The organism is Pseudoalteromonas luteoviolacea, from assembly GCF_001696455.1.
GTDB classification, from domain to species: Bacteria; Pseudomonadota; Gammaproteobacteria; order Enterobacterales; family Alteromonadaceae; genus Pseudoalteromonas; species Pseudoalteromonas luteoviolacea_C.
In genome coordinates this window covers 224,389-238,072 of record NZ_MAUJ01000006.1, presented here as the reverse complement: position 1 = coordinate 238,072, position 13,684 = coordinate 224,389, and the positions used below count along the sequence as shown (strand labels likewise).

The window sequence follows — 13,684 nt, the reverse complement described above, 5'->3', positions numbered from 1 at the left end:
GTAAGTACATAGCATTAAGCATTAAAACATCAAAAATAACAAAGACCAAAACAACTGCCGCTGTTGGGAATGGAATATATGCGAATTGCTCCTTTATCTCTTTTTGTCTCTGCCGCCTTATTGTCTGTAAGTGTTTGGGCACAAGATACTGCGACTGTGACAGCTATCGAGTCAGAGCGCTCTGAAAAACAAGCTGAGTTAGACAGATATACTCAGATTTTAGATAAGCATGTGGCTGAAGAAGCCCGTTTACAGGCACAACTGGAATTATTAAGAAAGAATTCAAGTGAGCTTGATAAAGAAAAAAACCAAGCCTTAGATGCGATGAATGATTTATATCGTCGTTTGATCGATGATCCTTCCATCGATATTTCAACGGCTCAGTTGAGATATCAGCAATCAGTAGCTGACCACAAATCTAATAAAGAAGATATCGCGATGCAGTTAGCGGCCATAGCATCGCACCGTAAAGATATTGAACAAATTCGCGTCAGTAAACATACGCTTGTCAATACAATTGCCAGTTTAAGAGATCAACTGAGTACAGCGCGAGTTGAGCGCTTGCGCAATGAGTTTACGCGTGAAGGCACATTAGAAGTTGAACACACCATTAACTGTAAACGCACAGAAACGTTGGCAGCGTGTGAGCAACGCGGGCAGCAGCTTGGACTACAAAAAGCGACAAAGCGTTTTATCGACCAAATCTTTGCTAACCTCACGGAACAGCGCATTGTTGAGCCAAAAAGACATATGGCAGGGGCACAGGTTCAGGTTGTTAGTAGTCACGTAGTTGGCAGCGCGTTTAGTGGTCAAGGTAATTACAGTGTCAATTTAAGCGTTACAATGCGTGGAGATGTAAATAATAGTCGTTTATGTGGACTCTTATCTCTAGACAATCGATTCTGTAGCGAATATGGCACGCCATTGGCTGTGGGTTATCAAGCAAGTTATCCGACAACATTCAGCGACAGTCAGCTGACTTTTACTGATGAAATAGATAAACCAGATCTTAATGTCCCAAGTATTACTGCATTGCAGCCTAAACCAGAGATAAAATCTCAAGTCATACAACAAACGCCTAAAGACAGACAGGTTGATTTAACTTTACGATCTAATGTGTATGACGATGAAGTGTTTATTGATGGTGTAAGCTACGGTTCAACTAAGTTAGTAGTTAGTGTGCCACTTGGCTCGTATGACATTGAAATCCGTAAATTAGGCTATGAATCATACACAGCAAAAGTGGATGTACGCAGAGCTCGAACGATCAATGCAAAACTGATAAAAAAGCCTGAGTCGATTGCTGCACCGACGCCAACAAGCGAGCAACAGAGCAAACCCGTTTCGGTTGTGAATAAAATATCACCAAACTTGGTTGGTAACGAAGTGGTAATTATTCCCGCAGGTACTTTCCAAATGGGAGACTTGACTGGAAATGGTTTAGCAAATGAGCGACCTGTTGTAGAAAAAGTGTTGAGTCATTCTTATGCAATGCAAAGCAAAGAGGTGACTGTAGCAGAGTTTAGGCAATTTATTCTAAGCACAGGCTTTCAAACCGAGGCCGAAAAAGGCAATGGTTGTGCGCATTACAAAAATGGCGAACCTATTTGGGAGAGCGAGTACAACTGGGACAAACCAGGATTTGAACAAGCTGATAATTTCCCTGTGGTATGCGTGACGTATGAAGATGCAAAGGCATACGCCAATTGGCTCTCTGGTGAAAAAGGCATTCAGTACCGTTTACCGAACGAAGTTGAGTGGGAGTACGCAGCACGTGCCGGTACAAGCTCAGAGTACCCTTGGGGTAATGAAATAGGCAGAGGCTTAGCAAATTGCGGTTGGTGTGGTAGTGATTGGTCTAATAAAAGTCCAGCGCCGGTAGGTGAGTTTTCGCCAAATAACTATGGTTTGTATGATACCGTTGGTAACGTATGGGAATGGACCCAAAAGCGTGCATCACAAGAGGATGTGACGGTGAGAGGAGGTGCGTGGAACTTCGCACCAAGCTTGGCAAGAGTGTCAACTCGATTGGCCTTAGCTCCTGATTTTAGAGCCAACTATATCGGTTTTCGATTGGTTCGAGAAAGATAATTTATGCGCTCAGAAAGGGCGCATTCAGCCAAAGTGCAGTTAGCATTTTGTAGACTTAATTATTTCAGCCGTGGCGTTAATCGACACGGCTTTGTTAAAAGAATTCTTTAAGGTTACCCAGCCTCATGTTTAAAAAGCTACGCGGATTATTTTCTAATGACTTGTCTATTGATTTAGGCACGGCAAACACCCTGATTTATGTAAAAGAAGAAGGCATTGTATTGAATGAGCCTTCAGTGGTTGCGATTCGTCAGGAGCGGGCCGGTGGGCCAAAGAGTGTCGCTTCTGTTGGTACTGCTGCCAAGCAGATGCTAGGTAGAACCCCAGGCAATATAAAAGCGATTCGTCCGATGAAGGATGGTGTAATTGCGGATTTCTATGTAACTGAGAAAATGCTGCAGCATTTCATCAAACAAGTGCACAACAACAACTTCATGCGTCCAAGCCCACGCGTTCTTATTTGTGTGCCGTGTGGCGCTACACAAGTTGAGAAACGTGCGATTCGTGAATCTGCAATGGGAGCTGGTGCGCGTGAAGTGTACTTAATCGAGGAGCCTATGGCTGCTGCGATTGGTGCCGGATTACCTGTATCTGAAGCGACTGGTTCGATGGTTGTTGATATCGGTGGTGGTACAACAGAAGTTGCAATCATCTCATTGAATGGTGTTGTTTACTCATCATCTGTTCGTATAGGTGGCGATAAGTTCGATGAAGCCATCATAAACTATGTGAGACGAAACTTCGGCAGTTTGATCGGTGAAGCAACTGCTGAGCATATTAAGCATGAAATAGGCTCTGCATTTAAGAGTGAAACGCCAATTGAGATTGAAGTGCGTGGTCGTAATCTCGCTGAAGGGGTACCACGTTCATTTACGCTGAATTCACACGAAATACTAGAGGCATTACAAGAGCCGCTTATGGGGATAGTGAGTGCAGTTATGGTTGCGCTTGAACAATCTCCACCAGAGCTTGCTTCAGATATCTCTGCGCACGGTATGGTGTTAACTGGTGGTGGTGCACTACTAAAAGATCTTGATCGCTTACTGATGGAAGAAACAGGGATACCAGTAGTGGTTGCCGATGACCCTCTAACCTGTGTTGCTCGAGGCGGTGGTAAAGCGCTTGAGATGATAGATATGCATGGTGGCGATGTATTTAGTTACGACTGATGAATTTACTGTTTGGCCGAAGTGCATCTTTACAACTGCGACTTACCGTCGCAGTTGTGCTTAGTATTGTACTTATAATTGGAGACCGCTACACATCTGGTGGCACGTTCGTGCGTACCACGCTTAATACGCTAGTTAGTCCAGTCCTATATGCGGCCAATGTACCGTATGAACTCTTCAATGTTGGTGCAAAAAGCTTAAATACACGTGATCAATTACTTCAAGAAAATGAAGCATTGCGTACCAAGCAACTGCTACAAAGTGAACAGCTGCAACAGTATCAGTTTTTATTAAAAGAAAATATAGAGCTGAGGGCGCTGCTTGGCGCGTCTTCTCGACAATCCCATGCTCGTCAAATTGCACAGGTTTTATCCGTTCGTTCTAATCGCTATAGTCATCAAGTGGTCATCAATCGGGGCACCATTGATGGTGTCGCGGAAGGACAAGCCGTTATAGATGAATTGGGATTGGTAGGTCAGCTTACGCAAGTTGGCACGACCACATCACGTGTACTGCTTATGACAGATACTACCCATGCAACACCTGTTCGAATACTTCGTAACGATGTGAGTATGGTGATCGAAGGGATCGGTAAAATAAACCTGATGCAATTGGCGCATGTTTCGCACAGCTTAGATATTAGAATAGGTGATATTCTGGTGACTTCTGGCTTAGGCGGCCGATTTCCGGAAGGCTACCCTGTGGCAGTTGTAACAGAAATCGATCGTGATGAGGGGCTGCCATTTGCAAAAGTATATGCGGAACCCATTGCGCAACTAGATAGGATCCGTCTGTTAGTTATTTTGGGTGATGGTGCACAAGGGGATGCAAATGAGCCGTAGTTTTTCCCTGATAGCATTTAGCGTTTTTTTAGCATTAATTATGGCACTGATGCCATTGCCTTTTTCTCTGGAGCCTTTTAGGCCTGATTGGGTCTTACTGGTGTTAATGTATTGGTCAATTGCGATTCCACACCGAGTCAATATAGGTTGGGCATGGTGCACTGGATTAATCATGGACTTGGCTGTGGGCTCTCCGCTGGGGGTGAACTCCTTAACTTACTCTGTTTGTATTTATATCACAGTGAGCAACTTTCAAAAACTGCGCAATTTTTCTCTTTGGCAGCAAGCCATGTTAATAGGGCTATTTTTAGCGCTGTACCACCTTCTGCAGTTTTGGTTGAACCATTTCCTATTAGATATTTACTTTGATCCAGCCTACCTTTGGCCGGCACTAGTAGGCATGTTTTGTTGGCCTTGGATTTTTCTTCTGTTACGAAAATATCGAAGGCATTTTAGGATCCGTTAATGACTGTAAAACTATATTTAGCTTCTGCTTCTCCACGCCGCAAAGAGTTACTTACCCAACTAGGCTACGATTTTAAACAATTTTCTGTTGATGCTGATGAAACTCAATTTGCTGACGAGCATCCAATTACGTATGTTGAACGATTAGCGCGATTAAAAGCGCAAAGTGGCGTTGATTTGGGTTATCAAGATAGACCTGTACTTGGCAGCGATACGATTGTGATTGCAGAGGGTAAGGCTCTTGGTAAGCCAAAGAGTGAGGCAGACTTTAAAGCGATGATGAGCATGTTGTCAGGCAGCACACATCAAGTGATGACTGCGATTGCGCTTGCCACTAGCCAGCGAGTGTTAAGCAAGACCGTGATTACCGAGGTGTCATTTAAGCCTTTGTCTGAGCAGGAGATAGAAGCATATTGGCACAGTGGTGAGCCGCATGATAAAGCGGGTGGATATGGGATCCAAGGTCAGGGCGGGCGCTTTGTCAGTCAGTTAAAAGGTAGTTATTTCGCGGTAGTGGGACTACCTTTATATGAAACAGATGAACTAATTCAAGCATTTATGGCGGACCAAGATGAGTAGTGAATTATTGATCAATGTGACACCAAGTGAGAGTCGCGTAGCCTTAATTGAAAATGGGGTTTTACAAGAGGTTCAGGTCGAACGTGTTGGCAACTTGGGTATTGTCGGCAACATTTATCTTGGTAAAGTAAGCCGTGTGCTTCCGGGAATGCAAGCCGCATTTGTGGATATAGGTTTAGAAAAAGCCGCATTTTTACATGCCTCGGATATTGTGAGTAGCGCTTCTATAGAGGAGGACGTTGACGAGCAGCCAGTTAAAAAAGTCCAAGATATTCGTGAGCTGGTTAAGCAGGGGCAGTTTATTATGGTACAGGTGGTGAAGGACCCAATTGGTACCAAAGGCGCACGCTTGACGACTGACATCACCATACCTTCTCGGTACCTTGTATTCATGCCCGATGCGACACATGTCGGTGTCAGCCAGAGAATAGAAACTGAAGAAGAGCGTAGCCGATTAAAAAAAATTGTGGCGCAGTACAATGACGAAAATGGTGGTTTCATTGTCAGAACTGCGGCCGAAGGCGCGGCTGAAGCCGAGCTAAAGCATGACGCAGAATTCCTCAAAAAGCTCTGGCAAAAAATCGTCAATAAGCGCCGCAAAACGAGTAAAGCCAGCATTTTGCATGAAGATTTAACGTTGGCGTTTCGTACTCTACGCGATTACGTGGGAGAGGATATGGAGCGCATACGGGTTGACTCTAAGTTAACCTATCAGCAGTTAAAGTCATTTACTGAGGAATTTGTGCCCCAGCTCTCTGAAACACTGGAATATTATCCGGGTGAGCGACCTATTTTTGATTTGTTTGATGTTGAGGCTGAAATCCAAAAAGCATTACATCGCAAAGTAGAGCTAAAATCGGGTGGCTACTTAATTATTGATCAAACTGAGGCAATGACCACCGTTGATGTCAATACAGGCGCATTTGTAGGCCATCGAAACCTAGAAGAAACAATTTTCAATACCAATGTTGAAGCGACCTCCGCGATAGCCCGTCAGCTTAGGTTAAGGAACCTAGGCGGTATTATCATTATTGATTTTATAGATATGGTGTCGGATGAGCATAAACGACGGGTGTTACATTCGCTGGAAGCTGCGCTAGCCAAAGATCGTGCTAAAGCCAATATCAACGGGCTTTCAGCACTGGGGCTTGTAGAGATGACGCGTAAACGTACCAGAGAAAGCCTAGAGCATATTCTGTGCGATGTGTGCCCATCTTGCTCTGGCAGAGGCTCCTTAAAAACTGTGGAAACAGTCTGCTATGAAATCTTACGAGAGATTGTACGGGTCAATAGAGCTTATGATGCAGATAAGTTTATGGTGTATGCGTCAGCGGCGGTCAGTGAAGCGCTTGTCAACGACGAGTACCATAATCTAGCGGAATTAGAGCTCTTTATTGGTAAACAAGTAAGTATCCAAACTGAAAACTTGTATAGCCAAGAACAGTTTGATGTAGTAATGATGTAGGCCAGTATGCAAGCCAAAACGATATGCTTCTTTTGTATGAGAAAAGTTTGGCAGGTGTTCGCTGTGACATTGGTGACACTTGCTGTACTTGTCTCATTGTTGAAGCTGACGTTACCTTATGCGAATGATTATAAAAGCAGTATTGAATCGCTGATCTATGAGCAGCTTAATGTGGAGTTAAGCATTGGCTCTATCAGTGCCAGTTGGCAGGGAACAGGGCCTGCGCTGCTGCTAAAAAATGTGAGTTTTGAAGACAATCAGGCTTCACCTATCTCTGTGCAAATTGAAAGCACTAATTTACAAGTTAATGTTGTTGAGTCTATCAGGCAATGGCAGTTGGTCTCTAACTACTTTGTGCTGGATGGGTTCAAAGCCAATATCTATTTGGACAAATTAGATCTGGGTAACAGCTCAGGGGAGTTTGAACAGCAAGCATTGATTGAAGGCTTATTCCTTGGCGACACCGGCCACTTCTCCGTCCAAAATAGTGAAATATACCTGTTTGCTAAAACACAAAAGCGTCACTCGGTACTAATCCAAGATATGGTATGGCAAAACAGTGAGTTAGCACACCATGGAGAAGGAAGGCTCGTTTTACCTAACCTATCACAAGGTAGCCTAGATACTCTGGTCCGTTTAGAAGGTAAAACGCTAAATGATATCGGGGGGGAGATCTTTTTACAGGCAAGAGAACTTAACGTTCTTGAGCTGATTGACGAACACCTTGATGAAACGCGCGATGCACTTAGCGCAAGTATTAACGGACAGCTTTGGGCGCGACTCAACCAAGGTAAAATTGATGATATTCAACTGCAATTTGAGCCGAGTTATTTAAAGTGGCAGTCAGAGGACAAAAACAATCAGCTCGGGCTAGACAGTGGTCAGTTACAGTTACTGAAGCACGCAGATGGTTGGCGTATAAATAGCTCAGAGCTTTATTTCAGTCATGGGGAAAGGGTTTTTGAGCCAGTTTTACTGCAAGGCGAATGGCAAAACGAAACGTCCCAGCTATGGCTTAAGCAGTTTAATTTAGAACTTTTGGTGGATGCTTTATCACTGACCCATTACGACTGGGCAAATCAACTGGTTAAAAGTGATGTTGTCGGCCAATTAACCCAGGCAAAGGTATCTTGGCATCAGCAACAGGGCCTAAATGTATGGGGGATATTATCTTCTGTTGGGTGGCAAGAGTCTCATTTAGCTCCCGGGTTTTCGGGGTTGGGGCTAGAATTTCATTGGTCAGATAACCGGGCGGTTGTAAGTTTAAATGCGCATCAACAGCAACTTGTAACAGGACCACGATTCATAGAGCCAATCGCCATTGAGGAACTCAATGGCGATATCCACTTTTGGACGGACGAAAATAAGTATTGGCACGCTCAATCGAGTAATTTGTGGTTGAGCAATTCGGACTTAAGTGTCGCACTGGAGTTTCATACCCGCTTGTTTGATGAGCCGGAATTAGACCTCTATGCAGAAGCGTATGGTGGGGATGCGCGTATTGCTGGACGCTATTTCCCGCTTGAGCTCATGCATTCAAATCTGGTTGAGTATCTCAACAAAGGTATTCTGGCTGGACAAAACAAAGGTACACAGGTGTTGGTCTCTGGACCATTGAAAGATTTTCCCTATAGAGGCACGCATGGTCAGTTTGAGGTACTCGCTGATATTCAAGACGCTGAATTCCTATTTGCGCCTGATTGGCCGAGTATTCACGATGCAGACGTATCATTGCATTTTATCAATCAACGCATGGATATCACGACACGTTCTGGGCAACTGGAAAATCAACAAATCCAAGGTGATGTGGCCGTACGTTTAGCTGACCTCGAACAAGCAGATATATTGACTGTTGATATAAACCAAACCACCGAGGCGGCTTCATTAATGCCATTTTTTGCCGCGACTCCCATAGCCGACCCTCTTGTCGACGTCCTAGATGTTGTGCGAGGGCAGGGCAGTGTATCAGGTGTGGTTGGACTTGAAATAGATTTAGAAAATTTAGACGTTTTGGCACGTGGTCGCGTGCAATTTGCAGATAATACTATTCACTTAAGTCAGCCGGGCATGACGTTACAAGGTGTGTTTGGCGAGCTGAAGTTCAAAGATGATGATATTGCGTTTGAAGGTGGTCAAGCAACGTGGCTTGATATGCCCTTGTCTTTTTCTGTAAAAGGAGGTGGGGATAAACAGGGGTATTTAGTTAACATAGATACTGCGATGCAAATTTCTTCGGACAAGTTGTTACCGTACGGCCATGGTATTATGGATGGGTTCATTGAGGGGCACACTCAATTAGATACCGATATCACATTGAACTTTGAAGATGCTGGCTTTAATTACCTAGCGAGCTTTCGAACCGATCTGAATGGCGTTGAAGTCAATTTACCTCCGCCGTATCAGAAGGCACATGCGATACCACGCATACTATCTGGAGAGGTGAGAGGGGATGATATTTCGAACCTGATCACCGCGAATTATGATAATAACCTTTATTTCAATGGGATTCTGAATAATCAGAATGGGTTATTAGACAAAGCGCATCTCGTCGTGAGTCAGCAAAATAGGGGGTTAGATAAATCAGGGTTTGTCGTAACGATTGAGCACTCTGAACTTGCACTAGAACCTTGGTTCGAGTTTATTGATCGCATCATTGATATAAGCGCAAAGCCCAGCAGTGGCGAAGCCCAATTATTACCTAAGCTGAATGAGATTCGTGCAAACCTTGGCCAGTTAAATATTGGCGGCTTACTTTTTAATGACTTTGAAATGCGTATGACCCCGCAACAGCAAGCGTTGAAAATGCGGCTAACAGGTAAAGAGTTGAGAGCACAGGTGCTCATACCCACCGAAGGGCGCAGCGACCCAATTCAAGTGCAAGCTGACTACTTGCGATTAAACTCGCAAAAAGAAGATGAAACAGAAGCCGAAGATGTTAGTCTGCCACTTGCTGAACAGCAATGGCTCGCCAATATACCCGCGATCGAGTTCGGCTGTGATGATTGCCGTTTGAATCAGTATCAATTAGATAGAGTCAATCTGTCGATGTTTGGCGATGGTCAGCGTCTTAATATTACCGCTTTGAATATCGATAAAGGCACGCACACGTTAAGTGCTAAAGGGAGTTGGCAAAATGGCATATCTCAAGTCATGGGTAATTTAAGCAGTGCCGATTTCGGTGATTTGATGGAAGAGTTTGATATCACTTCAACTGTGAAAGACTCGCAGGCCAACATTGATTTTGATATACAGTGGCAGTCAGCGCCATACGATTTTCAATGGGCAAGTCTAGGAGGGGAAATCCAATGGCGACTTGGCGAGGGGCATTTAACAGATATCAGTGATCAAGGAGCACGTGTTTTCTCCCTGTTGAGTTTGGATTCTCTAGTTCGAAAACTAAAATTAGACTTTCGTGACGTATTTGCCAAAGGCTTTTTTTACAATCAGATGGAAGGGAGTCTACAATTAGAAAGTGGTATTGCCTATACCAGAGATACTAAAATGGATGGCGTACCAGCTGATTTAAGCATTTCAGGATATGCGAATTTAAAAACCCAAGAAATCAACTATGACTTGGCTATCGCACCACAAGTGACCTCAAGTTTACCTGTAATTGTGGGGTGGATGGTGAACCCTGTGACTGGGTTAGCAGCATTGGCCATTGATAAAGTAATACACTCCGCACGCGTTATCTCAGAAATCAATTTTAAGGTGACAGGAACGATGAAAGAGCCGATTGTCACTGAGGTTGATCGTAAGAGCCGTGAAGTGACTATTCCGGGGGTGAGTAAACCACCAGCAGCGGCTCAGCCAGAACCTCAAGGTACAGAAAAGCAAAACGACGCTGGCACACCACCGATACAAATTGATGCTGAGGCTCAGCCAGAACCTCAAAGTACAGAAAAGCAAAACGACGCTGGCACACCACCGTTGCAAGTTGATGTTGAGGCTCAGCCAGAACCTCGAAGTATAGAAAAGCAAAACGACGCTGGCACACCACCATTGCAAGTTGATGCTGAAGCTTTGCCAGAAGCTGGCCGCGAAAATACACAACCAGCCAGTATCGAGTCTGAGGGAAGTTCAAAAAAGAAAGATTTAGGCGGTGCCGATAACACTGAAGGTCAGCCACTCCAATAACATGGCGATTTGGAAGGGACTCACCGTTATTGTCAGTGTGAATACAGTAAACGATATGTGGAAATAAAATATGCGTAGCAAAGTCAATATTGTCGTTATCCCGATGTGCTCTAAGCGGTTGCCTGAGGACAACTTTGAATACCTCTTGGCGCAAATGGAGCAACTGGTTATTGATGAGCCCACGCTGATTTGTTTGCCAGAAGCATGGCTTGCTTTTGGTCGAGATGGCAAAGAGTCTTTGGCCATGTCTAAGCAGGCTGATAAGTGGTTGAAGCAGATCGCTGTCGTTTGTAGAAATAAGGGCGTGTGGATGGCCGCGGGCACAATCCCAGTTTATGATGCTGAAGAGCGTTACTTTGCCGCAAGTTGCCTATTCAATGATGAAGGTAGGCTGGTTACTACGTATAACAAGATACACTTGTTTGACGCAAATGTAGCGGATTCAGCTAAACACTACCGAGAATCTGAGTTCACTCAGCCTGGACGTGACATTGAAGTTGTAGATAGTCCGTTTGGTAGACTAGGCTTAAGTGTATGCTATGACGTTCGATTTCCGGGTCTTTATCAAGTACACAGGGAGCAAGGTGCCGATATTTTGCTGGTACCGAGTGCTTTTACAACGGTCACAGGGGAGGCGCACTGGTTGCCCTTATTGCAAGCCCGAGCAATTGAAAATCAGTGCTTTGTCATCGCTGCGGCACAGGTAGGCAAACATGAAAATGGCCGAGAAACTTATGGGCACAGCGTCATAATTTCGCCATGGGGTGAAGTTTTAGAAGATAGTGAACTATCTTTGCAACCAATACAGCGACGTATCGATTTAAGTGAAATTGATAAAATTAGAGCTGCTATGCCAGTCGCAATGCATAATCGATTTAAGAGCAATTATATATGAATCAAGTTGAAAAGAACTTGTTGACTGACAGTCAATTAACTAGAGAGCAACTAGAACAGACACTTAACTACATACATCAACATCAAGTTGACTATGCAGACCTGTACTTTCAGTCTAGCTATCATGAAACTTGGGTGCTCGAAGACGGGCAGATTAAAGAAGGCAGCTACAACATTGAGCGCGGGGTCGGCGTGCGTGCGGTTAGTGGAGAGCAGACGGGGTTTAGTTATTCCGATGCGATTAACCTCGAAGCCATCAACCAAGCAGCGCAAGCGGCTCGTTCAATTGCAGCCGGTGGGGAATCTAAAGCAATTCAGGTATTCACTGAACGTAAAGTGCCACTGCAATTCGAACCTGTGCAACCATTACTCAGCATGAGTGATGAAGATAAAATTGCATTGCTTAGAGAAGCGGATGCTGCCATTCGAGATTTAGCGCCAGACGCGCAGCAAGTGGTTTGTTCAATCTCTGCGGTATATGAAGAGGTTTTGATTGCCGCGAGCGATGGCACGTTTGCAACGGATATAAGACCATTGGTGCGCTTAAATTGCTCGGTAATACTTGAGCAAAATGGGCGCAGAGAGCGAGGCAGTGCTGGCGGTGGTGCAAGATTAGATTACGGCTATTTTAAAGAGTTAGTTGATGGGGAACCCAGGTGGCTGGGTTATGCGCAGGAAGCTGTGAGATTGGCGAGAGTTAACCTAGGTGCTGTCGATGCACCAGCGGGCACTATGCCTGTTGTATTAGGTGCAGGTTGGCCAGGTGTGCTGCTTCACGAGGCTGTTGGGCATGGACTCGAAGGCGACTTTAACCGCAAAGGAGCATCGGCTTTTAGCGGTCGGATCGGAGAGAAGGTTGCATCTGAACTATGCACCGTGGTTGATGACGGTACCCTTGAAAATTGCCGAGGCTCGCTGAATATTGATGACGAAGGCACTCCGGCAGGTTATAACGTATTGATTGAGAATGGCGTCTTAAAAGGGTATATGCAAGACAAGACCAATGCACGCCTAATGGATACGCAATTGACTGGCAATGCGCGTCGAGAGTCTTTTGCACATTTACCTATGCCACGTATGACAAACACCTATATGCTTGCAGGGGAAAGCACACAAGAGGAGATCATCAGCTCTGTTAAAAATGGCATATTTGCCAATAGCTTTGCCGGCGGTCAAGTGGATATTACGTCAGGTAAGTTTGTTTTCTCTGCTTCTGAAGCATATTTGATTGAGAACGGTAAAGTAACAAGGCCAATTAAAGGGGCAACATTGATCGGTAATGGCCCTGAGGTCATGCAACAGATTTCCATGGTAGGTAACGACCTTGAGCTTGATAAAGGGGTTGGGGTTTGTGGTAAAGAAGGGCAAAGTGTGCCTGTTGGCGTCGGCAGCCGAGCTTGAAAATAGATCTCCTGACCGTTGGTGGTACTGCTTAAAATACTAGGAGGGGCGCTCCCCTCCAAACTGTTTAGTCTAAAATCGCTTCTTTTAGGTATTGAAATAGTTCTTTATAGCCTTTAGCTGGCTTTTCAGCCTTCACTTCTTTGTTAGCTTGACGAACTAGCTGACGTAACTTTTGACGCTCCATGCTTGGATGCAACTCTAATAATTCGTTAATTTTACTATCGCCCTGAGACAGTAGTTCTTCGCGGGTACGCTCTATCTGGTTTAGCAATACTTCAGCTTGGTTATTTTTGTTAAGCAGTGTATCTAAAGCGCGTTGCAAATCTTCAACATTATCCGTCGTACGCAGAACTTTCGCTATGTAGTTCATATGGCGACGATAAGCGTCGTGTTTGCCACGAATTTTGTCTGCTAGTGCCATAGCTTCGACTAGCTCATGGCTAAGCGGTAGTTTTTCTCGCTGTTTTTTACCTAGTTCCGCGATGTCTATACCAAGTTGTTGATATTGCTGGGCATCACGTTTTAGTTCGCTTTTTGATACGTAGATGATTTCTTCATCTTCAATATGGTTTTCTGATTTTTTTGCCATAATTTTTCGACACTGAATATTACAATTATATTGATTATACCAAGAAGCG

The 13,684-nt window shown here is 44.5% G+C and carries 9 protein-coding genes and 1 pseudogene; 9 read left to right on the top strand and 1 reads right to left on the bottom strand.

Annotated features, from left to right (window positions below):
• Positions 1-78 precede the first annotated feature (78 nt).
• From A7985_RS17745 to tldD, 9 genes and pseudogenes are all read left to right on the top strand, one after another.
• The gene (locus tag A7985_RS17745; RefSeq protein ID WP_065791741.1) at positions 79-2,091 is read left to right on the top strand and encodes an SUMF1/EgtB/PvdO family nonheme iron enzyme; all 2,013 of its coding nucleotides are present in this window, start codon (positions 79-81) and stop codon (positions 2,089-2,091) included.
• A 125-nt stretch (positions 2,092-2,216) separates the two neighbouring features.
• Positions 2,217-3,260, top strand: coding sequence for a rod shape-determining protein (locus A7985_RS17740; RefSeq protein WP_010376642.1), 1,044 nt, complete (start codon positions 2,217-2,219; stop codon positions 3,258-3,260).
• A complete protein-coding gene (gene mreC / locus A7985_RS17735; protein WP_065791740.1) occupies positions 3,260-4,102 on the top strand; it encodes a rod shape-determining protein MreC in 843 nt (280 codons plus the stop codon). The genes A7985_RS17740 and mreC overlap by 1 nt, the downstream gene beginning before the upstream one ends.
• Positions 4,092-4,568, top strand: coding sequence for a rod shape-determining protein MreD (gene mreD, locus A7985_RS17730; protein ID WP_065791739.1), 477 nt, complete (start codon positions 4,092-4,094; stop codon positions 4,566-4,568). Before mreC ends, mreD begins: the two co-directional genes overlap by 11 nt.
• The gene (locus A7985_RS17725; protein WP_065791738.1) at positions 4,568-5,146 is read left to right on the top strand and encodes a Maf family protein; all 579 of its coding nucleotides are present in this window, start codon (positions 4,568-4,570) and stop codon (positions 5,144-5,146) included. The genes mreD and A7985_RS17725 overlap by 1 nt, the downstream gene beginning before the upstream one ends.
• Positions 5,139-6,611 carry a ribonuclease G gene (rng, locus tag A7985_RS17720; protein WP_065791737.1) on the top strand — a complete coding sequence of 491 codons (1,473 nt, stop codon included), beginning with the start codon at positions 5,139-5,141 and terminating at the stop codon, positions 6,609-6,611. Before A7985_RS17725 ends, rng begins: the two co-directional genes overlap by 8 nt.
• A 6-nt stretch (positions 6,612-6,617) precedes the next feature.
• Positions 6,618-10,748, top strand: a complete 4,131-nt coding sequence (locus tag A7985_RS17715) for a YhdP family protein (protein WP_065791736.1) — start codon at positions 6,618-6,620, stop codon at positions 10,746-10,748.
• 70 nt (positions 10,749-10,818) lie between these two features.
• Entirely contained in the window at positions 10,819-11,643 is an 825-nt protein-coding gene (locus A7985_RS17710; RefSeq protein WP_065791735.1) for a carbon-nitrogen hydrolase family protein, read from the top strand.
• Positions 11,640-13,078, top strand: a pseudogene (gene tldD, locus A7985_RS17705) (metalloprotease TldD). The gene A7985_RS17710 and the pseudogene tldD overlap by 4 nt, the downstream one beginning before the upstream one ends.
• A gap of 32 nt (positions 13,079-13,110) precedes the next feature.
• Here tldD and yjgA read toward each other — a convergent pair.
• Entirely contained in the window at positions 13,111-13,635 is a 525-nt protein-coding gene (gene yjgA, locus A7985_RS17700; protein WP_065791811.1) for a ribosome biogenesis factor YjgA, read from the bottom strand.
• Positions 13,636-13,684: the final 49 nt, after the last annotated feature.